The following is a 24,550-nucleotide window of genomic DNA, read 5'->3' on the forward strand; positions in this document are numbered from 1 at the left end:
CCGCGAACGGTGGGGGACAGGGCCTCCGCGTGGTGCGTGTCAGCGCTTACGAGTAGTAGCCGAACAGGTCGGCGATCACGTGCGCGCTGCCGGCGTTCGGACGGAAGTCGATCTTTCCGTTGACGACCGGGACGGTGACCAGGTTGGCCACGGTCGCGCCCTTCGTCCAGTTGAGGTTGGACGCGTTGGGCAGGGCGGTCCCGTCCGGCCAGACCGTCAGGAAGCCGTTGCTCGTCGGCGCGGTGACGGTGACGTTGAGGACCACGGCCTTCGCGTGGGCCAGCGTGTGGCCGTCGTTGACGTCGAGGACCAGGGTCGCGCCGCCGGGGAGGGGGGTGTTGCGGGCCGTGCCGAGGGCGTAGCGGGTGTCGAGCAGACGGCTCGGGCCCGCGGTGTGGAACGAGCCGCCCTCGGTCGTGGCCGTGTAGTAGCCGAAGACGTCGGCGATGAAGTGCACGGTGCCGAGGCCGGCGTTGTGCAGGTTCACCTTGCCGTCGGTGCCGACGGGCAGGACGACCATGTTCGGCCGGGTCTGGCCCTTGAGCCAGTTGATGTTCGACGCGGTCGGCTGGGCCGTGCCGTTCGGGTACGCGATCAGGTGACCGGTCGAGGTCGGCGCGGTCGCCGTGACGTTGAGGACCACCGCGGTCGCGCCCTCGGCGGGGACGCCGCCGACGCCGGTGACCTTCAGGGAGACGGTGCCCTTGCCCGCGACGGGCGCGGTGCCCGGGCGGCCGGTGCCGTTGCGGGTGTCCAGCACACGGGCCGGGCCCTTGGGCACGTAGGTGCCGCCGCCGGCCTCGGTCGAGAAGTAGCCGGAGACGTCGGCGACGAAGTGGGTCGTGCCGCCGCCCGCGTTGAAGAGGTCGACCGAGCCGTCCTTGCCGACCGGGACGGTCACCAGGTTCGGGACGATCTCGCCCTTCAGCCAGTTCATGTTGGACGAGGTCGGGCGGGTGGTGCCGCTCGGGTACGCGATCAGGTGACCGGTCGCGGTCGGCGCGACGGCCGTGACGTTCAGGACGACGGCGGTCACGCCGGCGGCCGGGACGCCGCCGTTGCCGGCGACCTTCAGCTTGACCGTGCCGTTCGCGGCGACCGGCGAGGTGCCGGCGCGGCCGATGCCGTACCGGGTGTCGAGGACACGGCTCGGCGGCAGGGCGTTGAACGTGCCGGCCGGGGACTGCGGGACCGCCTGGCACAGGCCCTTGACGATCTCGCGGCCGTTGGGGGCGCCGAGGCCGGTGCCCAGGTCGTAGCCGGCGGCGGCGCGGTACAGGCCGCTGTAGTTGCCGGACGCGGTCAGGTTGTTGTGACCGGTGGTGACGTCACGGAACGCGGTGGCCGGGAGCTTGTAGAGCGCCTGGTGGACGTAGCCGACCGAGCCGTTGGCCTGGCAGGCGAGGTCCTGGTTGGCCTGTGCCATGAGCGCGGCCCACACCGGGGCGGCGCCGCTGGTGCCGCCGATGATGTGCCAGTACTGGCCGGCCGAGGAGTCGCGGCCGAACGCGACCGGGTAGCCGGTGTTCGGGTCGCCGACGCCGGAGACGTCCGGGACCTGGCGGCAGACCGCGCCGCCGGCGGCGACGCAGAGGTCGCTGTAGCCGGGAGCGATCCGGCCGGCCTGGAAGCCGTCGGTCGGGAGCTCGACGTGCCGCGAGACGCCGCCGCCGGAGCCGGTCCAGGTGGTCTGGCCGGTGATCGAGCCGCGCATCGTGGTGCCGCCGATGCCGAGGACGTACGGCGACGAGGCCGGGTTGTCCGTGTACAGCTCGGAGGCGTTGGGGTCGCCGGCGTCACCGTAGTAGCAGCCGGTGGAACCGCTGTCGCCGGAGGCGGCGACGATGGTCTGGCCCTGGGCGGCGGCCTGCTGGAAGATCAGCTTCTCGCGGTCCAGGACGGCCTGCGGGGTGTACAGCTCGCAGCTGCCCCAGCTGACGGAGACGACCTTCGCGCGGTTGTCGGTGACGATCCGCTGGAAGAGGTCGGTGCCGTCCTCCCAGGTGTTCTTGCCCTGGTAGACGACGACCTTGGACTGCGGGGCGAGACCGATGATGGTCTCGACGTCCAGCGCGGTCTCCAGGCCGACACCGGTGTCGATGCCCGCCGGCTCCGTGGGGCCGCCGTTGACGCGGACGGAGCTGACCGGGACCTTCGTGCCGTGGCACGCCTGGTAGCTCGCGATGTCCCGCAGGTCGTAGTTCTCCAGCGAGTACACGGCGATGGTGGTGCCGTTCTGCACGTTCGGCTGGTCCGCCATGCCGTACGCGGCCGCCAGCGACCTGGCGCTCCAGTAGTCCTGCTTGTCGTAGGCCGCGGGGTAGCCCGGGCCGGACGTCGCGTACAGGTCCCGGATGCCGGCGCACATCGTCGGCGTCGTCCCGGTCAGCCGGGGCTGACGCGCGGTCTCGTCCGCGTCGGCCGTCAGCTGCTTGCGGGGCGCGCCCTTCGCGCCCGTGTTGCGCGGCTCGTACGTCGACAGCGTGTTGAGGCCGACGACCGCGCGGACGGCGGCCGCCGCCTCGCCGCCGAACTCGGGGGCGCGGGTGTTGGTCACCCCGGCCACGCCGTTCTCCAGGCGGTAGCCGTCGAACTCGGTCTTGAACGCCTTCGCCGCCTCGCCGACGGTCGCGCGCACCGGCAGGGTGAGGCCGTCGGCCTCCAGCTCACCCACGGTGAGCCCCTTCGCCTCCAGCTCCTCGCGGACCGTGGCCACCGCCCTCGGGTCGGCGCCGAAGGCGGTCGCGAACTCGCCCGTACCGAGGTACTGGCGGTACAGCGGCGACTTCGGGTCGGAGACCCCGGCGACGAAACGGTCCAGCGCGGCCTGGTCGCGCGGCTCCAGGACGACGCTCAGGTCGAGCGTCCGGCCCTCGGCGGGGTCCGCCTGGCGGACGGCGCCGCGCGGGACCTTCGGCGCGGAACCGACCCGCTGCGGGGCCGGCTCGTCGCTGGTGGCCGCGTACGACGCCGGCATCCCGGTCGCGGTGACGGCCAGGGCGACGACGGCCGCCGCGCCCCATCTGCATGCCTTCTCACGGGCGGTTCGGCCCATGCACACTCCCTCTCACGATCCCTGTCGTCGGGCCGCGAGGGCAGGGTGAGACCGCGGAAGGGCGCGGCCGTGCGCGTATGCGGGCACGGCGAAGCGAATGAATGCGTTCGTGGGGGCCGGGCGCGGCCCGGACCCTGTGCGTGAAGCCCCCCCGGCGGTGTCACCGCTCCTGCGCGGCGGACGACAGCCAGAACTGAATCTTTATCAGGGGGTGAAACGTCTCTGCACAGCGGGTTCCGTTCTTTACCGGACCGTGATCTTCAAGAACTCGCCCAGAGCGGACATCGGCGGGCTTTCAGGGCGCGGGGGGCGTCCCGCCCTCGCTCCTCGGGGGGGGACGTCGGGCGTGCGCGGGGACCCGCCGCCGGCCGGGCACGCTCACAGCGCCGCGCGGACCGCCCGTACCAGTGCCTGGGCCCGCGGGTCGGCCGTCACCGTCTTGCGCATCCCGTTCGTCACGTAGCCGAAGGCGATGCCCGACTCGGGGTCGGCGAAGCCCAGCGAACCGCCGCGGCCTGGATGGCCGAAGGAGGTGGGGCCGAGCAGCGGGGACGCCGGGCCGTGCAGCATGTGGCCGAGTCCGAAACGGGTGGAGACGATCAGGACGCGGTCCGGGCCGGTGGACTCCTCGGTCCGGGCGAGGGTGAGCGTCGCCGGGGCGAAGAGGCGGACGCCGCCGTCGACGGGCCCGAGGGTCGAGGCGTAGAACCGGGCCAGCGCACGGGCCGTGGAGACGCCGGCCGAGCCGGGCAGTTCGGCCGCGCGGTAGCCGGGGTCGTTCTCGTCGGGCTGGGGGTCGATCGCCCCGAAGGCGCGTCGGGTCAGCGAGCCGGGGTCACGGTACGCCTCGGTGACGGAGCGCTTGGGACGCAGCTTCAGGGCGCCACCGCCGGGCGGCTCGGCCTCCTCCACCGGACCCAGGCGGCCGACCCGGTGGGCCTCGTCGGACGGCAGCCCGATCCACAGGTCGAGGCCGAGCGGGCGCGCGATCTCCTCGGCGACCCAGCGGCCGATGGTGCGGCCGGTCACCCGGTGGACGAGGCCGCTGAGCAGCCAGCTGAAGGTGTGGGCGTGGTAGCCGTGGGCGGTGCCGGGCTGCCAGACGGGGGCCTGGGCGGCGACGGCGGCGGTCGCTGTCTCCAGGTCGACGGCCTCGGCGAGGGACAGCGGCCGGTCCAGGACCGGCACTCCGGCCTGGTGCGCGAGCAGCTGCCGTACGCTCACGCGGTCCTTGCCCCCCGCCTTGAACTCCGGCCAGTACGTGCCCACCGGGGCGTCCAGGTCGAGCTGCCCGCGCTGGTGCAGCAGCAGCGGTACGGCGGCGGCGACGCCCTTGGTCGCCGAGCGGACCACCTGCGCGGTGTCCACGGCCCAGGGGGCCTCCCCCGCGACGTCCTTCGTGCCGGCCCACAGGTCCACGACCTTGACGCCGTCGCGGTAGACGGCGACGGCCGCGCCCCGCTCGCCGCGATGCTCGAAGTTGCGCAGGAACGCGTCCCTGACCGGCTCGAATCCCGCCGCCACCGTGCCCCGGACGTCCACGTTCCACGCTCCCTCTCGTTCACCGCTGTCGCGCCGCTCCCGGCCCCCATGGTGCAACGTGGCCCGGGAGGCCCGGATTCCGGGTGGGGGTCCGGCCGGGTCAGGCGACGGGCCGGGGCACGAAGCCGTACGGCAGCTCCAGGCGGTTGCGCTCCATCAGCTCCGCGTCGGCCAGGACGGCGGCGGTCGGGCCGTCCCCCGCGATCACGCCCTCGCTGAGGATGACCGACCTCGGGCAGAGCTCCAGCGCGTACGGAAGGTCGTGGGTGACCATGAGGACGGTGACGTCCAGGGAGCGCAGGACGTCGGCGAGTTCGCGGCGCGAGGCGGGGTCCAGGTTGGAGGAGGGCTCGTCCAGGACGAGGATCTCCGGTTCCATCGCGAGCACGGTCGCCACCGCAACCCGGCGCCGCTGCCCGAAGGACAGGTGGTGCGGCGGCCGGTCGGCGTACTCCTCCATGCCGACGCGCTCCAGCGCCCGGCGGACGACGGCCTCCAGCTCCGCTCCGCGCAGACCGGCCGCGGCCGGTCCGAAGGCCACGTCCTCGCGCACGGTGGGCATGAACAGCTGGTCGTCGGGGTCCTGGAAGACGATGCCGACCCGGCGCCGGATCTCGGCGAGGTTCCGCTTCTCGATGGGGAGCCCGGCGACGGTGACCGTGCCCACGCCGCCGGTGAGGATGCCGTTGAGGTGCAGGACGAGGGTGGTCTTCCCGGCGCCGTTGGGGCCGAGGAGCGCGACCCGCTCGCCGCGACCGACGGTCAGGTCGACGCCGAAGAGGGCCTGGTGGCCGTCGGGATAGGCGTACGCGAGGCCGCGTACGTCGAGGGAGGCGGTCATAGGGTCCATCCCAACAGGCAGACGAGCAGGGCGGCGGCGGGCAGGGAGGCGGCCTGGAGCCACTGGGTCCGGGTGGCGGTCACCTCGTCGATGACCGGCATCGTGCCCGTGTAGCCCCGGCTGACCATCGCGAGGTGGACGCGCTCGCCCCGCTCGTACGAGCGGATGAAGAGCGCGCCCGCCGACTTGGCGAGGACGCCCCAGTGGCGGACGCCCTTCGCCTCGAAGCCGCGCGAGCGGCGGGCGACGGACATCCGGCGCATCTCGTCGGTGATCACGTCGCCGTACCGGATCATGAAGGAGGCGATCTGGACGAGCAGCGGCGGCAGCCTGAGGCGCTGGAGACCGAGGAGCAGCTCGCGCAGTTCGGTGGTGGAGGCCAGGAGGACGGAGGCGGTGACGCCGAGGGTGCCCTTGGCGAGGACGTTCCAGGCGCCCCACAGGCCGGGGACGGAGAGCGGGATCCCGAGGACGTCGACCCGCTCGCCCGGCACCACGAACGGCATCAGGAACGCGAAGGCCACGAAGGGGACCTCGATGACCAGGCGCCGCAGCAGGAAGCCGGCCGGGACGCGGGCCCACGCCGCCACGGCCGCGAGCAGGGTGGCGTAGAGGGCGAAGGCCCAGACGGCCTCGCGTGGCGTGGAGACCACGACGACGACGAAGCCGAGGACGGCGGCGAGCTTGGTGTGCGGGGGCAGCGCGTGGACCGGCGAGTCCCCCCGCCGGTAGAGCTTGTGCGCGTGTCCGGCGCTCACGTCAGCCCTCTCCGCCCGTACGGGACGCAGGCGCGCCCGTCGTACGTGTACGGCGCCGGTGCGCGCGCCACCGTGGAACCCGCACCGGTTTCGGACACCCCCGCCTCCGTCGCACGCGTACGGAACGCCCGCGCGCCCGTCGGCGCCGCGCCGGTGCGCGACACCCGCGCGCCCGTCATACCCGTGCTCATCTCAGACCCGCGCCCCGTCGGTCCCCGCCCCGGCGGCGGCCTTCCGGTCGGCGCCGGCGGCGGCCTTCCGGTCGGCGCCGGTGGCGGCCGCGCGGCGGCGTACGGCCCAGAAGGCGCCCGTGCCGACGGCCAGCGTCGCGCCCACGCCGATCACTCCGGCCAGGCCGCCCGAGAGCCGGGCGTCCTCGACGTCCGCGACGCCGTAGTCGGCGAGCGGGGAACCGGCCGCGGCGTGCTCCTCGACCTTCGCGTCGATGCCCTTGTCGGCGGCGACCTTCTCAAGCCCGTCCGGGTCGGCGGAGGCGTAGAAGGAGACGAAACCGGCCAGGACGAGCGCGGTGACCAGGCCACCGATCCAGACCTTCTTCGGCGAGCCTGCCGGGGCGGCGGCCGTGGGGGCGCTTCCCGCACCGGAAGCGGCGGGGGTGGCGTCGACCAGTTCGCCGTCGACGCGCAGCTTGAGCGGGGCGGTCAGGCCCCGGGCGCCGTGGACGAGGTCGGGGCGGACGGCGACGACCGCGCCGACGGTGAGCATGGTGATCACCGCTTCGCCGATGCCGATGAGGGTGTGGACGCCGACCATCGCGGTGAACACCTTGCCGATCGGCACGTCCGTGGTGCCGCCGACGGCGTAGAGCAGGGTGAAGGCGGCGGCCGCGGCCGGTACGGAGACGAGCGCGGCCACGAAGGAGGCGACGGTCACCGAGCGGCGGGTGCGCGGAAGCACAAGGACGAGGCCGCGGAAGAGCGCGTAGGCCAGGACGACGGTGACCACGCCCATGACGGTGATGTTCACGCCGAGCGCGGTGAGGCCTCCGTCGGCGAAGAGGATGCCCTGCATGAGCAGGACCACGGAGATGCAGAGCACGCCGGTGTAGGGGCCGACGAGGATGGCGGCGAGCGCGCCCCCGAGCAGGTGCCCGCTCGTGCCGGCGGCGACCGGGAAGTTCAGCATCTGCACGGCGAAGATGAAGGCGGCGACGAGTCCGGCGAGCGGCGCGGTCCGCTCGTCCCCGAGACCTCCGGCGCCGGGGGCGCCCGAGAGCTCGCGGCGGGCTCCGCGCAGGCTGACGGCGACGGCGCCGGCGGCGACGACTCCGGCGGCGACCGACACGGGGGCGTTGATGAATCCGTCGGGTACATGCACTCGTCGATGATGGCGCTACCTGCAAAGACCTCGCAAGAGCGAAGAGGTCACAGAAGAGCCCGCCCCCTCGTCCGCAAAATATGGGACATTAGGGAATGAAAAGGACGAGTGTGAGGAGTCGGCCGATGCCCCCAGCCGCGGATGACCACGCAGTCGAAGATCACGCCAAGGGCAGGATCATCACCGACGCCCCATTGTCCCGACCCGTTCCCGTCGCCCTGCGCTTCGATCCGGACTCCGAGCCCGCCACCGTGCGCTTCGCCTTCCCCGGCAACATCGAGTGGTCCTTCCCCAGGGCGCTCCTGGAGACCGGGATGCGGGCCCCCGCCCGCCGCGAGGACATCGGGGTCTGGCCCTGCGGGCGCGTCCAGACGATCGTCGAGTTCCACACGACGGACGGCGTGGCGGTCGTCCAGTTCGACTCCACCGCCCTGCTCCGCTTCCTCCGGCACACCTACGCCGTCACCGCGTCGAGCTCGACACGATGACGGCGTAGGGCCGCGTCGGTTCCCCGTCCCCACAGGTCCCGGCGCGATCCGGGCCACCCGCTCCGCTCAAGCGGGTGACCCGGGGCCAGGGGGTGTCAGACGCGTGCGAGCTCCCGCTCCGCGTCGCCGGCGGAGCCCTGGGGCTTCACGAGCCCCTCGCCCTCCACGTCCACGTTCGGCAGCGCCTTGTCCAGCCACGTCGGCAGCCACCACGCCTTGTGGCCGAGCAGCGCCAGGACCGCCGGGACGATGGCCATCCGGACCACGAAGGCGTCGAAGAGGACGGCGACGGCCAGGCCGAAGCCGATCATCTTGATCATCTGGTCGTCCATGCCGATGAACCCGGAGAACACCGCGATCATGATCACCGCCGCGGCGGTGACCACCCGGGCGCTGTGCCGGAAGCCGCTGACGATCGCCTCGCCGGGCCGCTCCCCGTGGACGTACGCCTCGCGCATCCGCGTGACGAGGAAGACCTCGTAGTCCATCGCGAGACCGAAGACCACGCCCACCATGAAGATCGGCATCATCGACATGATCGGACCGGTCTGCTCGACCCCGAACAGGCTGCCGAGCCAGCCCCACTGGAACACCGCGACGACCGCGCCGAGGGCCGCGACCACGGAGAGCAGGAAGCCGAGGGCCGCCTTCAGCGGGACCAGGACGGAACGGAAGACCACCATGAGGAGCAGGAAGGCGAGTCCGACGACCAGGGCCAGGTAGGGCAGCAGGGCGTCGTTCATCTTCTGCGAGAAGTCGATGTTCATCGCCGTGGCGCCGGTGACCAGCACGTCGTCGCCGGTGGCCTCGCGGATGTCGTGGACCAGCTCCTCGGTCGCGACCGAGGAGGGCCGGTCCTCCGGGATCACCGTGATCATCGAGGTGTCGCCGGCCTTGTTGGGCGTCGGCGGGGTGACCGCCACGACGCCGTCCAGCTCCTCGACCGTGCGCACCGTGGACTCGGCGGCGTCCTTGTCCCCGTCGACGACGACCATCAGGGGCCCGTTGAAGCCCGGCCCGAAGCCGTCCGACAGCAGGTCGTAGGCGCGGCGCTCGGTGGCGGAGGCGGGCTTGGCACCGTCGTCGGGCAGGCCCATCTCCAGCGAGGCCGCGGGCAGGGCGATCGCGCCCAGGCCGAGGACGCCGACGAGCAGGACCATCACCGGGCGCCGGATGACGAACCGGGCCCACCGGGTGCCCGCGTTGGGCTTGCCCTCGTCCTTGCGGGTCGCGTCCGTGCCGGACTTCGCCCCGGCGCCGTTCCGCGCGGTCGTGCCGAGACTCGTCCCGGAGCCCTTCTGGGCGCTCCTGCGGTCCTTGCGGCCCATGACCCGCGAGCCCGCGAAGCCGAGCAGCGCGGGGATGAGGGTGAGCGCGATGAGGACGGCGATCAGGACCGTGCCGGCGGCGGCGAAGCCCATCTTGGTCAGCATCGGGATGTTGACGACGGCCAGGCCCACCAGCGCGATGACGACCGTCAGACCGGCGAAGACGACGGCGGAGCCGGCCGTGCCGACGGCGTGGCCGGCGGCCTCCTCGCGCTCCCTGCCCTCCGCGAGTTCGGCGCGGTAGCGGGAGACGATGAAGAGGGCGTAGTCGATGCCGACCGCGAGGCCGATCATCATCGCGAGCGTGGAGGTCGTGGAGCCGAGGTCCAGGACGTTCGCGAGCGCGGTGATCGTGGAGACGCCGATGCCGACGCCGATGATCGCGGTGAGGAGCGGCAGGCCGGCCGCGACCAGCGAGCCGAAGGTGATGACCAGGACGATTCCGGCGATGATCACGCCGACGATCTCTCCCGCGCCGGTCTCCGGCATGCTCTGGAGCGCGTCACCGCCGATCTCGACGGTCAGGCCCTGCCCCTGGGCGTCGTGCCCGGTCTTCTCCAGGGCTTCGCGGGTCGCGTCGCTCAGCTCCATGCCGGAGACCTTGTAGCTGACGGAGACGTAGGCGGTCGAGCCGTCCTTGGAGACCGCCTGGGCGGCATACGGGTCGGTGACCTGGGCGACCTGGTCGGAGCCGGCCTTCAGCTCGGCGACGACCTTCCGGACCTTGGCCTTGTGGGCCGGCTCGGTCATCTTCTGCCCGTCCGGCGCCTGGAACACGACGCGGGCGGTGGCCCCGTCGGCGTTGCCGCCGGGGAAGCGCTGTTCGAGGAGGTCGAAGGCCTTCTGGGCCTCGGTGCCGGGTATGGAGAAGGAGCTGGAGGTCGCGGCGGGCGCGGTGGCCGCGCCGACTCCGGCGAGCGCGAGGAGCGCGACCCAGAGGAGGGCGACGAGCCGTCGGCGCCGGAAGGCGGAGCGACCCAACTTGTAGAGGAACGTGGCCACGGGGGCGTACTCCCATTTGGTTGGACGGGACAAGGGCATGGGGAGCCGGCCCGACGGCGTGAGCGGTGCGACGTCAGGTACTGGGGACTAGGGGTCCGTACGGGGTGTACGGAGGTGAAGGTGTCAGGCGCCGAGTGAGGGGAGCACGACGGCGTCGACGTAGGCACGGAGGAAGGCGTTGTCGACCGGCTGATCCTCGATCAGCGGGCGGGCGATGAACGCCCCGATCAGCATGTGGGGGACGAGTCCCAGCGCCGGGTTGTCGGCGCGGATCTCGCCCCGGTCCACCGCTCGTCGCAGCACCTCGTCGAGGCCGGTCATCTCGGGTTCGATGAGCAGCTCGCGCAGCGCCTGGAGCAGTTCGGGGTTGTCGTGGACGGCATGGGCCAGGCCCCGCATCAGCGCGGAGTCCTTCTCCATCTGGCAGTCGTCGGACTTCTCCATCATGGCGTGGAAGTCGCCGCGCAGGGTGCCGGTGTCGATCTCGCCGAGATCGACGGGCTTGTTGTGGCGCATGGCCCTGGCGACGAGCTCGGGCTTGCTCCCCCACTGGCGGTAGAGGGTGGCCTTGCTGGAGCGGGTACGGGCGGCGACGGCGTCCATGGTGAGGGCGTCGTAGCCGACCTCGCGCAGGAGGTCGAGCACGGCTTCGTACAGCTCGGACTCACGTTCGGGGGTGAGTCTGCTGCGGGCCATGATCGGTCCTCCCATCCGAACGAAACGGTTTCGTACAGTACGAAGGTACCCCGGGCCCAAGCGAAACGAAACCGTTTCGTACGTGTCGTGGCCCACACCGGCGGCCTCCGGGCTCCGCGAACTCCCCCGAAAGAATCCGGCGTCCCAAGTTGCCGCGCCCCCTCCCCGCGGAAAGCATTGGGGAGTGAGTGAAAGCGCCGCGTACCTCCGCTTCCCGCACCTCCACGACGATCTGCTGTGCTTCGCGGCAGAGGACGACCTCTGGGTCGCCCCCCTGGTGCCCGAGGGGCACCACCCGGGCCGCGCCTGGCGGATCACCGTCGACCGGACGAGAGTCGGCCATCCCCGCTTCTCGGCCGACGGGCGCCACATCGCGTACACGAGCTGGCGCAGCCTCGACCCGGAGATCCACCTCGCGCCGGTCGAGGGCGGGCCGTCCCGGCGCCTCAGCTACTGGGGCTCGACCGACACCCGGGTCTGCGGCTGGTCTCCCCCCGACAAGGACGGCAAGTCCGACATCCTCGCCGTCTCCTCGCACGGCCAGCCCTTCTCGTACTTCTCCTGGGCCTACACCGTCCCCACCGACGGCTCCCCCGGCGGCCGGATGCCCTGGGGACCGGTCTCCGACATCGAGGTCGCCGACATCGACGGAGAGCGGCGCACGCTCCTGCTCACCGGCAAGCCCCCGCACGAGCCGGCCGCCTGGAAGCGGTACCGCGGCGGCGCCATGGGCCGCCTCTGGCTGCACGGCCGGCAGCTCCTGCCCGACATCGGCGGCCACCTGGACTCCCCGATGTTCGTCGCCGGCCGGATCGCGTTCCTCTCCGACCACGAGGGCGTCGGCAATCTGTACTCCTGCCTGCCCGACGGCACGGATCTGCGGCGCCACACCGACCACGACGCCTTCTACGCCCGGCACGCCTCCAGCGACGGGCGCCGGGTGGTCTACCAGTGCGCGGGCGACCTGTGGATCGTCGACGAACTGACCGCCGACTCCGTCCCCCGCAAGCTGGAGGTACGGCTCGGGGGCCCGCGCGCCGGGCGGCGGGCCTACCAGGTCCCGGCCGCCAACCACGTCGACGCGATCTCGGTCGACGAGACGGGGCGGGCCAGCGCCGTCTCGGTGCGCGGCAGCCTCTACTGGCTCACCCACCGCGACGGCCCGGCCCGCACGATCACCGACACGCCGGGGGTACGGGTCCGGCTGCCCGAGATGCTGGGCAGCGGCGGCCAGGTCGCCTACGTCACGGACGCGGAGGGCGAGGACGCGATCGAGATCGCCTCGCTGCCCCGGGCGAGCGGGGACCGCCCGCCGCGGCGGCTGGCCGCGGGCGCGCTCGGCCGGGTCGAGGAGATGGTGTCCGACCCCGACGGCGAGCGCCTGGCCATCGCCTCGCACGACGGGCGGCTGCTCCTCATCGACGCGCGCGAGGAGTCCGACCGGGAGGAGGACACCACCTCGCCGGCCGAGGACTCCGACGGCGTGACCGAACTGATCCGCTCGCTCAACGGACCGGTGCGCGACCTGGCCTTCTCCCCCGACGGGGCCTGGCTGACCTGGTCCCACCCCGGCATCGGCCGCTCCCTGCGCCAGATCAAGATGGCCCGGATCTCCGGGCCCGGCGCGCGCACGGTCATCGACGTCACCAACGGCCGCTTCGAGGACGAGAACCCGGTCTTCACCCGCGACGGGCGCTATCTCGCCTTCCTCTCCTGGCGCGGCTTCGACCCGGTGTACGACGTGCACACCGGGGACCTGTCGTTCCCGCTGGGCTGCCGCCCCTACCTCGTACCCCTGTCCTCCGCGACCCCCTCCCCCTTCGCGCTGCTGCCCGACGGGCGCCCCGCGGCGGGCGGTCTCGACCCGGGCGAGAGCGAGACGGAGAGCGGCGAGGGCACCGCGATCGTGGAGGTGGAGGGGCTCGCCGACCGGGTCACGCCGTTCCCGGTCGCCGCCTCCAAGTACTCGGCGCTGCACCCGGTCAGCGGCGGCGGCCTCGTCTGGCTGCGCTGGCCGATCTCGGGCGCGCTCGGCGAGACCTTCGCCAACCCGGCCGACACCACCGGCCGGCCCACCCTGGAGTACTTCAACATCGCGAAGGCCCGCAAGAGCGAACTCGTCCAGCACCTCGACTGGTTCGCGGTCAGCGGCGACGGATCCCGGCTCGTCGTGGTCGACGAGGGCGACCTGCGGGCGGTGCCGTCGACCGAGAGCGGGGACTCCGACTCGACCGTCTACATGGACCTGCGGCGGATCGTGCACGAGGTCGACCCCGAGGCGGAGTGGCGTCAGGCGTTCGACGAGGCCGGACGGATCATCCGCGCCTACTTCTGGGAGCCCGGCATGGGCGGGGTGGACTGGAAGGCCGTCCTCGACCAGTACCGGCCCCTGGTCGAACGGGTCGCCTCCCCCGACGAGTTCGCCGACCTCCTGCGCGAGGTCCTGGGCGAGCTGGGCACGTCCCACGCGTACGTCACCCCGGCGCGGCGCAACGAGGGCCCGCCGCACTACCAGCGGCCGATGGGCCTGCTCGGGGCCAACCTCGTGCCCCGCGACGGCGGCTGGATGGTCAAGCGCATCCTGCCCGGCGACTCCTCCGACTCCAAGGCGCGGTCACCGCTCGCCGGCACGGGCATCCGCGAGGGCGCGCTCCTCACGCATGTGGACGGGCGCCCGGTGGACCCCGTGTGCGGCCCGTACCCCCTGCTCGCCGCCTCCGGCGGGACGACGGTGGAGCTGACCTTCCAGCACCCGGAGGGCGAGGGCCGCGCCCGCCGGATCGCGATCGTGCCGCTGATCGACGAGCGGCCCCTGCGCTACCAGGACTGGGTGGCCAAGCGGCGCGCGGTGGTACGGGAGGTCAGCGGCGGCAAGTGCGGCTATCTGCACATCCCCGACATGGGCGGCTCGGGCTGGGCCCAGTTCAACCGCGACCTGCGCATGGAGGTGTCCCGGCCGGCCCTGATCGTGGACGTGCGCGGCAACGCGGGCGGCCACATCAGCGAGCTGGTCGTGGAGAAGCTGACCCGCAAGATCCTGGGCTGGGACCTGACGCGGAACGCCCAGCCCGTCTCGTACGCCTCGAACGCCCCGCGCGGCCCGGTCGTCGCCCTCGCCGACGAGGCGACCTCCTCGGACGGGGACATGATCACGGCCGCGTTCAAGCTGCTCGGCCTCGGCCCGGTGATCGGCCAGCGGACCTGGGGTGGTGTGGTCGGCATGACGGGCCGCCACCGGCTGGGTGACGGCACGCACGTCACCGTGCCGATGAACGCGGCCTGGTTCCCGGAGTACGGCTGGTCGGTGGAGAACCACGGGGTGGAACCGGACCTGGCGATCCTGCGCACTCCGCTGGACTGGGCGGAGGGCCGCCACGCCCAGCTCGACGACGCGGTGGAGGTGGCGCTCGCGCTGCTCGCCGACACGCCGGCCGCCACCCCGCCCGGCTACGCCGACGTCCCCGACCGCTCCCGGCCGAAGCTGCCGCCGAGGTCCAGCTCGTAGGCCGTCCCGGGCCGGCCGTCGATCGTCACGCTGCCGACGGCCCCGAACCCGACCCGCCCGAGCACGGCCCTCGACCCGGGATTGTCGAGGGTCGTGACGGCCGTCAGCCGCAGCAGCCCGTATCCGTCCACGGCCAGGCGGCACAGCTCGCGCACGCCACTCGTGGCGACTCCGCGCCCCGTGGCCTTCTCGGCCACCCGGTAGCCCAGTTCGGCGCTTCCCTCGGCCACGTCGACCAGGTTGAAGCGGCCGAGTATCTCCCCGCCGTCCTCGACGAGCACGTGGAAGTGGATGTCCCCGGCCTCCTGCTCGTCGAGCAGGGCCCGGTGCCGGGCCTCGAAATCCTCGAAGTAGGCGTCCCCCCGGTCGGGCACGGAGGCGGCGAAGTACGCCCGGTTCTCCCGCTCGAACGCGAGCAGGGCGGGGGCGTGTTCGGGTCGGAGTCGCTGCAGCTCGGCCATGATCGCCAAGGTACGCGGCATCGCTTCCCCGGTCACCCCCGTTCGCGCGACGCGCGGAAGGAGCACCCGGCGTCCCGGTGCGCCTCTGCACTACGACGCGCGAAAGGCGCACCCGGCGTCCCGGGTGCGCCTTCCGACGGACCGACGTCAGACGACGTCGCGGTCCTGCTCCAGGCGGTCGCGGTCCACCTGCTGGGACCGGCGGATCTCCTCCTCGGAGCGGCCGCTCTTGGCACGCGACGCCCGCTCGGACGCCTCGTCCTTCGCGTTCGTCATCTTCTGCTTCGCCTGCTGGGCCGTCTGCTGCGCCCGGTCCTTGAACTGTTCTGCCTTGCCCATGAAGGTTCACTCCAGGTGGGGTGTGAGGGGGAGGGGGCTTGTGCCCCCTGTGCCTCGACCAGCGTGACACGGCGGAACACTCCGCGCATTTCGATCAATACCCTCCGCAACTATCCCTGGCGTGTACCCTCCGCCCGCGCCTGCTCGTCGGCCGCCCCTCCCGCGCCCACCAGGCCCTTGGAGACACTGGCGAGACGCGGCTCGAAGCGCCTCATCTCGCGCTGTCCGACCGTGGCGATGAGCCCCGGCAGGTAGCCGCGGACCGACTGCATCCCGCGCAGCCACCACTGGGCGTACACGTGGGGCGAACGGCGCTCGATGCCGGCCACGATCCGGTCGACGGCGGGGCCGAGCGGGTAGGTCCGGTTCGAGGGCCAGGGCAGCCGCTGCCGCAGCTCCTTCATCACGTCGTCCCGGTCCGCGCCCCGGACCATGTCCGTGTCGGTCCAGGAGAGGTAGCCGACGCCGACCTTGACGCCCTTGTAGCCGACCTCGGCGCGCAGGCTGTGCGCGAAGGCCTCGACGCCCGACTTGGAGGCGCAGTACGCCGTCATCATCGGGGCCGGGGTGATGGCGGCGAGCGAGGCGATCTGCAGGAAGTAGCCGCGGGACTCCATCAGTACGGGCAGGAACGCGCGGCCGGTCACCGCCCCGCCGATCAGGTTGACCTCGATGACCCGCCGCCAGGCGACCGGGTCGGAGTCCACGAACGGGCCGCCCGCGGCGACACCCGCGTTGGCGACGACGATGTCGACCTTGCCGAAGCGCTCCTTGACCTCGCCCGCGACCCGGGCCATCGCCTCGTGGTCGGTGACGTCGGCGTGCCACCAGTCGGCCTCGGTGTGGAGCCGGCCGGCGACCTCCTTCAGCTCCTCGGGCTCCAGGCCGACGAGCGCGATCCGCGCGCCGCGCGCGGAGAGCTTGCGGGCGAGGAGTTCGCCGACACCCCGGGCCGCTCCGGTGACGACCGCCACCTGTCCTTCCAGGCTCACCCTGCTCACACGTCCTCCTTCAGCCGGACATCGGTGACATACGTGGTGACGAGCTCCCGGATCCGCCCGGTGACGGCCTCCGGCGCTTCGACGGGCGTCATGTGGCCCACCCCGGCGAGTTCGACGACCCCCACGCACCGGGGCAGCGCCTGCGCCATGGCGCGCGAGTGGACGGGCGGGGTGAGCCGGTCCGCGGTGCCGTAGAGCACGGCCACGGGAAGGTCCAGGCCCTGTACCCCCTCGTCGAGGTCGAGCTCCCCGAGCACGTGCGACCAGGCCACCCGGGCCGGCCGGGGACAGGCGTGCACGATCCGCGCGCAGGCGTCGACCCGCTCGGGCGCCGAACCGGGGCCCATGGTGGCGTACTTGAGGATCCTTCTCGACACCGGTGTGACCGGCCCGAGCGGCGCTCTCGCGCCGAGGATCGTCCGGGTGAGCCGGGTCCGCAGCCCGCCTGCCCTCAGCGGGAGGACGAGGGACTCGGCCGTCAGCCGCGAGGGCCCGGTGGAGCAGAGCAGGGCGGCGGCCGCGTGGTCCCGGAAACGGGGCCGGCGGGCGGCGGCCATCAGGGTCATGCCGCCCATGGAGTGCCCGGCCAGGACGGCCTTCTCGCCGGGCGCCAGGGTGGCGGCCAGGACGGCTTCGAGGTCGTCGGCGAGGGCGTCCGTCGAGTATCCGGAGGGGCCTACGACGGGGGTGCGGCCGTGGCCGCGCTGGTCGTAGGCGATGACCCGGTGGTCGGCGGACAGGTCCCGTATCTGCTCCGCCCAGAAGGCGATCGAGCAGGTCCAGCCGTGGGCCAGGACCACGGCGGGGGCGCCCTCGGGCCCGGAGACCTCGATGTGGAGGCGGGAGCCGTCGGCGGAGACGGCGGTCAGCTCCCGGGGGTGCGCGGTCCGGCTCACGTGGCGGTCTCCTTCTTCCGGGTGGCGGGCAGCGGCTGTGCGTCGGGGGCGGGTCGCAGCACCTCGTACTCCCCGAGGTCGACCCGGCGCGTCTCGCGCCGGAACTCGCTCGTGGTGCCCGGCCAGAGCGTGGTGTTGCGGCCGTTGGCGTCGAGGTACCAGCTGTTGCAGCCGCCCGCCTTCCACACGGTCCGCTCCATCCGGACCTGCACCTTGTGGTTCCAGGCGTCGACGGCGGACGGCCGGGCGGCGAGGGCGGCGCGCCCGCCCAGGACGTTCAGCTGGCGCAGGTAGTCGGCCATGTAGTTCAGCTGGGACTCGATCATCAGGATCATGGAGGAGTTCCCGAGGCCCGTGTTGGGGCCGATGATCGTCATCCAGTTGGGGAAGCCGGCGGCGGTGGCGCCGCGCAGCGACTCCATGCCGTCCTTCCACGACTCGGCGAGCGTGATCCCGTCGGCCCCGACGACCCGCTCGGCGATCGGCATGTCCGTGACGTGGAATCCCGTACCGAAGATGATGACGTCGACCTCGGTCTCGGTGCCGTCGGCCGCCACGACGGTCGAGCCGCGGACCTCCCGGAGCCCGGAGGCGACGACATCGACGTTGGGGCGGGCGAGGGCCGGGTAGTACTCGCTGGACAGCAGGATGCGCTTGCAGCCGATGCGGTACGACGGGGTCAGCTTGGCGCGCAGCGCCGGGTCCTTGATGGCCCGGGCCATGTTGGCCTTGGCGAGCGACTCGACCAGGCCGAGTTCGTTCGGGTGCTTGGTGAAGGCGCTGACCTGGAGTTCGCGGATGCCCCAGAGGAGGCCACGGCGGGCGGTCCCGGTGGCGGGGAACGCGCGGTGCAGCCAGCGTTCGGCGCCGGTGATGGGGCGGTCCATGCGCGGCATCACCCACGGGGGTGTGCGCTGGAAGAGGGTCAGCCTGCCGACCGTGGGCTGGATGGCGGGCACGATCTGGATGGCGGAGGCGCCGGTGCCGATCATGGCGACGCGCTTGCCGGCGAGGTCGTGGTCGTGGTCCCAGCGGGCGGAGTGGAAGACCTTGCCGGGGAACTCGGCGAGCCCCGGTATCTCGGGGATCTTGGGGTCGGAGAGCGGCCCGGTGGCGGAGACGACGACGTCGGCGGTGAAGGAGCCCCGGCTGGTCTCGATCTCCCAGCGCAGCTCGTCGGTGTCCCAGCGCATGATCCGCACCTCGTGGCCGAGGCGCAGGTGCGGGCGGATCCCGAAGGTGTCGGTGACGTGCTCCAGATAGGCCCGGATGTGGCGCTGGCCCGAGAAGGTCCGCGGCCAGTCCGGGTTGGGCGCGAAGGAGAAGGAGTAGAGGTGTGAGGGGACGTCGCAGGCACAGCCGGGGTAGCTGTTGTCCCGCCAGGTGCCGCCGACGGAGTCGGCCCGCTCCAGTACGACGAAGTCCGTGATCCCTTCGCGGCGCAGCCGGACGGCGGCCCCCAGGCCACCGAAACCCGATCCGATCACCGCCACTCGTACATGCTCGTGCTTCGCCATGCCGCCTCCCGTGCGCCCGGCCAAGATTCCGCCAGCAATCACTGGCACGATGGGAGCGTAGAACAGCTCCTTACTGAGCGGTAGGGGTTGGACGAGGGAAAGTTACCGGGGGTACGACATAGGCTGGCGGGCGTGGCAGAACGATCGGAGCGGACGACGGACCGGATGACGGACGGGGCGAGGGGCGGCGTGACGGGCGGGACCAGGGGCGTACGCGAGTACCGCATGGAGGAGCTGGCGGCCGCCGCCGGCATCACCGTGCGCACCCTGCGCTTCTACCGTGAGCGCGGCCTGATCTCCCCACCCCGCCGCGAGGGCCGGATCGCCTGGTACGACGACCACCACCTGGCCAAACTCCGCACCATCGCCGCCCTGCTGGAACGCGGGCACACCCTCAACGGCATCGCCGACCTCAACACCGCCTTCGAGAGCGGCAAGCCCGTCGGCGAGGTCCTCGGTCTCGGCGAACCCTCCGAGGAGGAGCCCGTCCGGCTCACCCCCCAGGAGCTCGCCGACTACTTCGCCGGCGAGGTCACCGCCGAGAACCTGATGGCCGCCCTCGACCTGGGGTATCTCGCCACCGACGGGGACGCGATCGTCCACATCAGCCGCCGGCTGCTCGACGTCTCGGCGGCCCTGGTGAAGGAGGGTGTCCCCCTGGCCGCGGTCCTTGAGGCGGGCCGGGCGGTCCGCGAGCACGCGGACGCGATGGCGGGCCTCTTCACGGAGCTGCTGCGGACCCACGCCGAGGAGAAGGACATCGAGCGGCTGCGCCCGCTGGCCAAGAGCGTGGTGGAGGCGGAGCTGTCGATGGCGCTCGACCGGCGACTGCGCGAGCGGCCGTGACGGCGTGCCGTGAGAAGCCGGCCCCGGCGCGCGCGGACTTGGGCGAGAACTCCGGCGCGGACTCCGGTGCGGACTCCGGTGCGGACTCCGGTGCGGGCTTCGGTGTGGACTCCGGCGCCAACTCCGGTGCGCGACCCGGTGTGCACGCCGCTGCGGACATCGGCGCGGGCCGCTAGGCGGGCACCGGTGCGGACCGCATGATCGGCTGACAGGTTCTTCAAAGGTTCTTCATCGTCTCCGTCCTACCGTCGGGCTGCCCGCCGCGTTCGCGGACGGGCCCCAGACGAGAGCGGGAGAACCGATGAGGACGAACCGGGTACTGCTGGCCGCGGCGGCCTCGGTCATGGCGTTCGCGCTGACCGGCTGCGGCGGCGACGACGGCGGCTCGAAGGTCCCGACGGCGGGCGGGGGCGGCTCGTCCGCCGAGGCCGGGGCGACGGGCGGCAAGGCGGCCGGCAAGGACCCGCTCGCCCAGTACGTCGAGGGCAAGCGCGCATGGGTGACGTGCATGCGCGAGAACGGCATCGAGCTCAACGACCCGGACGAGAAGGGCCAGATCGACTTCGGCGGGGGTGACGCCCTGCGGGGACTGAAGAAGGACCCGAAGTACGGCGCGGCGACCAAGACATGCCGGCCCGTCGACCCGCCCATGCCCGAAGGACTCGAGGAGCTCGTCAACCCCCGGCCCAAGCTGAGCCCCGAGCAGGTCAAGGCCGCGCGCGACTACGCCGCCTGCATGCAGAAGAACGGCGCCCCGGACTACCCGGACCCGGGCCCCGACGGCTACCCGGAGAACAACAACACGGGCGTCTCCCCGTGGGACCAGAGCTCGGCCGGCGCACAGCGCGCCATCCGGCTCTGCGCACCGATCAGCGGCGCCCCGACCGACGCGCCCCCGGCCAAGGGCTGACGATGACGGAGACGGTGACGCATACCGATGACGCGCACGGGGCGGCCCTCACGGCGCCGCCCCCGCGCGGCCGGCGCGGGCGGCGCACGGCGCTGATCGCCTCGGCCGTGGCCGTCGTGGCGGCGGTCGCCGTGGTCGGCGCGCTCGGGCTGGGCGGTGGCGAGGAGGAGGGCAGGACGGGTCGGTGAGAAAACCACCCCGTCCGGAACCGGCCGCTTGCCGACCGGGCCCGGGCGGGACGCCTACCCAGGTCCACCGAGACGGAGGGCGTTCCTCATCTCACTGAGCTTCGCGGTCGTCGCCGGGGTCCACTCCTTCGCCTGCTCACCGAGACGGAGGGCGTTCTCGATCTCGCCGAGTTTCGCGGAGGACAGGACGCCCGCTCGCTCGATCAGGTCGTCCCGGGACACGGTGGTCAGCCACGTGCAAGGGGTGAAGCCCGGACGCGGCAACGCGAACCGCAGCACGCCTTCGAAGGGCAGTCCTTCCGCGGCGCCTACTCCCACTTCGACGCCCAGACCGGTGATGTCGACACCCGCCCGAGCGACGACCTGCATCACCCGGATCCCGGACGCGTCGTCTCCCGACAGCAGCACGACCGGCCGCCGCTCGTCGAACTCCACCCACCAGACTTCGCCACGTCGCACATGTCCTCCTGACACAGGAACGGCGGGCGGACGCTGCGCGGCCACAGCGTAGACCCCGCCCGCTCGGGTCGAACCCGGGTTCCAGGACCGCGAGTGTCAACAACGTCCGGCAGTTCTATACCTGGAGCTCGTAGACCGCCGTCACCGGGGCGTGGTCGCTCCACCGCTCGCCGTGGGTCGCCGCCCGCTCGACCCACGCCTTCACGGCCCGCTGGGCGAGGCGGGGCGTGGCGACCTGGTAATCGATCCGCCATCCGGAGTCGTTGTCGAAGGCCCGGCCTCGGTACGACCACCAGGAGTACGGACCCTCCTGGTCGGGATGGAGGGCGCGGACCACGTCGACGTACCCCACCTCGTCGAAGACACGGGTCAGCCAGGCCCGCTCCTCGGGGAGGAAGCCGGCGTTCTTCCGGTTGGCCTTCCAGTTCTTGAGGTCGGCCTCGCGGTGGGCGATGTTCCAGTCGCCGCAGACGACGACCTCACGCCCGTCGGCGGCGGCGCGCTCCCGCAGTTCCTTGAGGTAGGGCAGGAACTCGCCCATGAAGCGGACCTTCTCGTCCTGCCGCTCGGTGCCGACCTCGCCGGACGGCAGGTAGAGGCTGGCGACGGTGACGCCGGGCAGGTCGGCCTCCAGGTAGCGGCCGCTGGAGTCGAACTCGCTCGACCCGAAGCCGATCCGCACCTGGTCGGGCTCGCGCCGGGTGTAGAGGGAGACGCCCGCCCGCCCCTTGGCGGCGGCCGGGGCGTGCGCGGTGAACCAGCCCTCGGGCGCGCGGACCTCCGCCGGCAGCTGGGACTCCTCGGCGCGGACCTCCTGGAGGCAGACCGCGTCGGCGGCGGTGCCGGCCAGCCACTCCACGAAACCCTTCTTGGCGGCGGCTCTGAGACCATTGACATTGACGGACGTCACTGTGTACAAAACATGCTCCTCATCCGGCGAGCGCCGAGCGTCACGCCCAGGGATCAGGCTCCCACATCGGATGCACCTCGACGCTGAACCCCTTGCCCTGCCGTACCAGCGCGACCCGGCGCACAAGCTGCTTCAGCAGCCCATTCGCCTCGGCCTCGTTCAGTAGCTCCCACTCTTCCGCGAGCCCGACGATGATCGGCTCGTAGTCCGCCTGCCTCGGCGTCAGCTCCACGACGGAGACGCGCTCCAGGGCAGCCGTGGTGACTGCCTGCTGCTGCCGGATCCGGTCGAGAGCCTCCTCGTACTCACCCGGCCCGTAGTCGTTCGGGTTCATCGCGCGGTCCGCGCGGAGGTTCGCCACGGCGCGCTTCTGCTTCGCCGCCTCAGCCTCCAGGCGTGCCCGCTCCCGCGCGGCTGCCGCGCGCTGGTCCACCACCGGATCACGTGGAGCCGGCACGCTGGGGGCCGCGTCGATGGCCGGCGCGTGCTTATCCAGGAGCCACTTGCGCACCTCCTTCTCAACGGCCTCCCGTACTGCGTATACACCCTCACAGCCGTGCCTACCGGTGACGCTGCGGCGCCCGCACATGTAGTTGTGGCCCTTGATGGAAACGGGCTTCCCCTCGACCATCCGGATGGCGCTCTGGACTGGCGTGGTGCCGTGGCAGCCGCCGCACCGCACGAGGCCGGTAAGCGGGTACAGCGCGGTCCGGGAGCGTGGCGGGGTCTTCTTCATCGTCTGGCGGCGGTCCTGGTACTGCTGCCACAGCTCCAGGTCGACAAGCTCCTCCTGCGCCCCGGGGATGAACAGGGTGTTCGAGCAGTTCCCCCGCCCGGCCGGCGCGCAGCGGCACTTCGGGTCGTGCACGCGGAGCAGGCCGGCGCAGAACCCGGAGTCCATGTACCGGATGAGGGTCTGGGCGGTCCACAGGCCGCCGCGAGTGGTGCGCCAGCCCGCCTCGTTCAAGTCTCTGAGGAGGGCGTAGAACGGTGCGCCGTCGATGTACTGCCGGTAGCGGTCGGCCATGACGGGCCCGGCCTCGGGATCGGCGACGTACTTCTCTTCCTGGAGGACCCAGCCCCCCTTGCCGTCGGGCAGCCGTCGAGGGTGCCAGACGTATCCGAAGCGGGGCCGGCCGGTAGAAGGGAGATGCAGCTTGTAGCGGCGGTGGTCGTGCGTCTCGCGCCACTGCTCGCCGCGGGAGTCCGATTCGTAGGCGGCGAATTCGAAGAGGATGCCGCGCTGGAGGCGGCCTGTGGCCGTGCGGGCATCGGCTTCCTCGGTTGCCGATTCGAGCTGGCCGCCGCAGTCCTCAAGCCGTTTGAGGTTCATGGAGACGCCGTCGCGGGAGCGGCCGAAGCGGGAGTACTTCCAGACGACGATGCCGCGCGCCTCGCCTGCCTCGATGCGCTCGATGCACTTCATGATTTTGCGTTTGAAGTGGCGGCCGGACACGTCTAGGTCAGGTACGACTTCGATCACGCGGCGGCCCGTGCGCTTCGACCACGCCTCGATCGCTGCGATCTGGAGTTCGGGGCTGATTTTTTCTTCTTTCCAGGTGGAGACCCGGACATACGCGAGCCAGGGCTCGCCCTCTTCGGGTGAGCCCTGGCTGTGTGTGGGAGCTGATGCTGTCACTGTGCCTGCCGTTCGTGCTGGCGCGGGAGGTCGGGGCGGATGGGCACGACTGTGCCCCCGGACGGAGGGGTGTCCAGGAGACGGAGGGCGGCGTGCCGGAGGCCGAGGCGGTAGCCGTCGATGCGGATGTCCTCGCGCTCGCGCTCGGTGATCTGCGTGACGTGTCGGAGCGTGGTGCAGACGAGGAGGGTGGCTGTGGCGATGGAGCTGAGGATGCCGGTGTGCATGAGGGCGGTGTGCGCCGTGAGCATGCCGGCCAGGCCGACGCCGAGGCTTACGAGGAGGGCTGTGCTGAGCATGGCGAGCAGGATGCGTGTGGACACTGACGTACCTCCGTGCGGTCAGTTCTGTGCGGCCTGCCCCCCGCTCCGTCGGCGTCGTCTACGGAGGGTGTCAACGTGGTTTCGGAAGAGTTCCCGGTCGAGGTCGTCGGTGATGCCAAGGGCGTCGGCGGCCTCATCGGTACTCAGGGGGTGGGGGGTTGGGGGTGGGCTCTGGACGGCTCGGAGTTCGGATTCGTCGAGGATGCCCGCGCGGACGAGGACTTCCCCAAGGGGGACACGAAGGGTTTCGGCGAGGAGGCCGAGGACCTTGATGTCCTTCACGTCGCCGCTGTTGATCAGGCGGCCGACGCTGGCGGGGCTGATGCCAGAGTCTTCAGCAAAGCGGCTACGTCCGCCGCTGCGGAGGCCGCTGACGTCGTATCCCTGGCGGGTGATCTGGTCTTTGACCCAGGTGGCGAAGGCTGCATGGTCGGCACTGATCTTGTTTTTCATGCTTGAAAGATAGCGCGACGCGCCATGCCACGGAACACCTCCTTTAGGCCAGTGA

General features: G+C 72.1%; 22 protein-coding genes. 5 read left to right on the forward strand and 17 right to left on the reverse strand.

The window, feature by feature from the left end:
- Positions 1–46 precede the first annotated feature (46 nt).
- From ACZ68P_RS23670 to ACZ68P_RS23690, 5 genes are all read right to left on the reverse strand, one after another.
- Entirely contained in the window at positions 47–3,055 is a 3,009-nt protein-coding gene (locus ACZ68P_RS23670; protein ID WP_471009274.1) for a S53 family peptidase, read from the reverse strand.
- Positions 3,056–3,433: 378 nt separating this feature from the next.
- Positions 3,434–4,597 (reverse strand): serine hydrolase domain-containing protein, encoded by a 1,164-nt coding sequence (locus ACZ68P_RS23675; protein ID WP_471009277.1) that lies wholly within the window; start codon positions 4,595–4,597, stop codon positions 3,434–3,436.
- A gap of 100 nt (positions 4,598–4,697) precedes the next feature.
- Entirely contained in the window at positions 4,698–5,438 is a 741-nt protein-coding gene (locus ACZ68P_RS23680; protein ID WP_471009279.1) for an energy-coupling factor ABC transporter ATP-binding protein, read from the reverse strand.
- Positions 5,435–6,196: a cobalt ECF transporter T component CbiQ gene (gene cbiQ / locus ACZ68P_RS23685; RefSeq protein ID WP_471009281.1), complete on the reverse strand. Its 762-nt coding sequence runs from the start codon at positions 6,194–6,196 to the stop codon at positions 5,435–5,437. Before cbiQ ends, ACZ68P_RS23680 begins: the two co-directional genes overlap by 4 nt.
- Positions 6,197–6,388: 192 nt before the next feature.
- Positions 6,389–7,534, reverse strand: a complete 1,146-nt coding sequence (locus ACZ68P_RS23690) for an energy-coupling factor ABC transporter permease (RefSeq protein ID WP_471009283.1) — start codon at positions 7,532–7,534, stop codon at positions 6,389–6,391.
- Positions 7,535–7,659: 125 nt separating this feature from the next.
- Between ACZ68P_RS23690 and ACZ68P_RS23695 the strand changes: the two genes are divergently transcribed.
- On the forward strand, positions 7,660–8,022 hold the full coding sequence (locus ACZ68P_RS23695) for an SsgA family sporulation/cell division regulator (protein WP_471009286.1): 363 nt from the start codon (positions 7,660–7,662) through the stop codon (positions 8,020–8,022).
- Positions 8,023–8,117: 95 nt separating this feature from the next.
- On the opposite strand, the gene ACZ68P_RS23700 is transcribed toward ACZ68P_RS23695, so the two are convergent.
- On the reverse strand, positions 8,118–10,352 hold the full coding sequence (locus ACZ68P_RS23700) for an MMPL family transporter (RefSeq protein WP_471009289.1): 2,235 nt from the start codon (positions 10,350–10,352) through the stop codon (positions 8,118–8,120).
- Between the two features lie 123 nt (positions 10,353–10,475).
- Positions 10,476–11,048 carry a TetR/AcrR family transcriptional regulator gene (locus ACZ68P_RS23705; RefSeq protein ID WP_471009292.1) on the reverse strand — a complete coding sequence of 191 codons (573 nt, stop codon included), beginning with the start codon at positions 11,046–11,048 and terminating at the stop codon, positions 10,476–10,478.
- A 184-nt stretch (positions 11,049–11,232) separates the two neighbouring features.
- Between ACZ68P_RS23705 and ACZ68P_RS23710 the strand changes: the two genes are divergently transcribed.
- Positions 11,233–14,553: a S41 family peptidase gene (locus ACZ68P_RS23710; RefSeq protein ID WP_471009294.1), complete on the forward strand. Its 3,321-nt coding sequence runs from the start codon at positions 11,233–11,235 to the stop codon at positions 14,551–14,553.
- On the opposite strand, the gene ACZ68P_RS23715 is transcribed toward ACZ68P_RS23710, so the two are convergent.
- From ACZ68P_RS23715 to ACZ68P_RS23735, 5 genes are all read right to left on the reverse strand, one after another.
- Positions 14,496–15,014: a GNAT family N-acetyltransferase gene (locus ACZ68P_RS23715; RefSeq protein ID WP_471009299.1), complete on the reverse strand. Its 519-nt coding sequence runs from the start codon at positions 15,012–15,014 to the stop codon at positions 14,496–14,498. The two genes, ACZ68P_RS23710 and ACZ68P_RS23715, sit on opposite strands and share 58 nt — an antisense overlap.
- A 147-nt stretch (positions 15,015–15,161) precedes the next feature.
- Positions 15,162–15,353, reverse strand: a complete 192-nt coding sequence (locus tag ACZ68P_RS23720; RefSeq protein WP_471009302.1) for a hypothetical protein — start codon at positions 15,351–15,353, stop codon at positions 15,162–15,164.
- A 110-nt stretch (positions 15,354–15,463) separates the two neighbouring features.
- Positions 15,464–16,354 (reverse strand): SDR family oxidoreductase, encoded by an 891-nt coding sequence (locus ACZ68P_RS23725; RefSeq protein WP_471009305.1) that lies wholly within the window; start codon positions 16,352–16,354, stop codon positions 15,464–15,466.
- Positions 16,351–17,250, reverse strand: a complete 900-nt coding sequence (locus ACZ68P_RS23730; RefSeq protein ID WP_471009308.1) for an alpha/beta fold hydrolase — start codon at positions 17,248–17,250, stop codon at positions 16,351–16,353. The genes ACZ68P_RS23725 and ACZ68P_RS23730 overlap by 4 nt, the downstream gene beginning before the upstream one ends.
- Complete coding sequence (locus tag ACZ68P_RS23735; protein ID WP_471009313.1) at positions 17,247–18,767, reverse strand: flavin-containing monooxygenase; 1,521 nt, start codon at positions 18,765–18,767, stop codon at positions 17,247–17,249. Before ACZ68P_RS23735 ends, ACZ68P_RS23730 begins: the two co-directional genes overlap by 4 nt.
- Positions 18,768–18,932: 165 nt before the next feature.
- Between ACZ68P_RS23735 and ACZ68P_RS23740 the strand changes: the two genes are divergently transcribed.
- The 3 genes from ACZ68P_RS23740 to ACZ68P_RS23750 all read left to right on the forward strand — a co-directional run bounded on the left by ACZ68P_RS23740 (position 18,933) and on the right by ACZ68P_RS23750 (position 20,711).
- Positions 18,933–19,613 carry a MerR family transcriptional regulator gene (locus ACZ68P_RS23740; protein WP_471009738.1) on the forward strand — a complete coding sequence of 227 codons (681 nt, stop codon included), beginning with the start codon at positions 18,933–18,935 and terminating at the stop codon, positions 19,611–19,613.
- 301 nt (positions 19,614–19,914) lie between these two features.
- Complete coding sequence (locus ACZ68P_RS23745; RefSeq protein WP_471009316.1) at positions 19,915–20,523, forward strand: hypothetical protein; 609 nt, start codon at positions 19,915–19,917, stop codon at positions 20,521–20,523.
- A gap of 14 nt (positions 20,524–20,537) precedes the next feature.
- Complete coding sequence (locus ACZ68P_RS23750; protein WP_471009320.1) at positions 20,538–20,711, forward strand: hypothetical protein; 174 nt, start codon at positions 20,538–20,540, stop codon at positions 20,709–20,711.
- A gap of 54 nt (positions 20,712–20,765) precedes the next feature.
- Here the strand turns inward: ACZ68P_RS23750 and ACZ68P_RS23755 are convergent, their stop codons facing one another.
- The 5 genes from ACZ68P_RS23755 to ACZ68P_RS23775 all read right to left on the reverse strand — a co-directional run bounded on the left by ACZ68P_RS23755 (position 20,766) and on the right by ACZ68P_RS23775 (position 24,495).
- Positions 20,766–21,170, reverse strand: coding sequence for a type II toxin-antitoxin system PemK/MazF family toxin (locus ACZ68P_RS23755; RefSeq protein ID WP_471009322.1), 405 nt, complete (start codon positions 21,168–21,170; stop codon positions 20,766–20,768).
- Between the two features lie 115 nt (positions 21,171–21,285).
- A complete protein-coding gene (locus tag ACZ68P_RS23760; protein WP_471009324.1) occupies positions 21,286–22,089 on the reverse strand; it encodes an exodeoxyribonuclease III in 804 nt (267 codons plus the stop codon).
- A 31-nt stretch (positions 22,090–22,120) separates the two neighbouring features.
- Complete coding sequence (locus ACZ68P_RS23765; RefSeq protein ID WP_471009327.1) at positions 22,121–23,719, reverse strand: recombinase family protein; 1,599 nt, start codon at positions 23,717–23,719, stop codon at positions 22,121–22,123.
- Positions 23,716–24,042, reverse strand: a complete 327-nt coding sequence (locus tag ACZ68P_RS23770; RefSeq protein ID WP_471009329.1) for a hypothetical protein — start codon at positions 24,040–24,042, stop codon at positions 23,716–23,718. The genes ACZ68P_RS23765 and ACZ68P_RS23770 overlap by 4 nt, the downstream gene beginning before the upstream one ends.
- A gap of 18 nt (positions 24,043–24,060) precedes the next feature.
- Positions 24,061–24,495: a helix-turn-helix domain-containing protein gene (locus ACZ68P_RS23775; protein WP_471009330.1), complete on the reverse strand. Its 435-nt coding sequence runs from the start codon at positions 24,493–24,495 to the stop codon at positions 24,061–24,063.
- Between the last annotated feature and the right edge of the window lie 55 nt (positions 24,496–24,550).

The sequence above is a fragment of the Streptomyces sp. NPDC036822 genome (genome assembly GCF_055609145.1).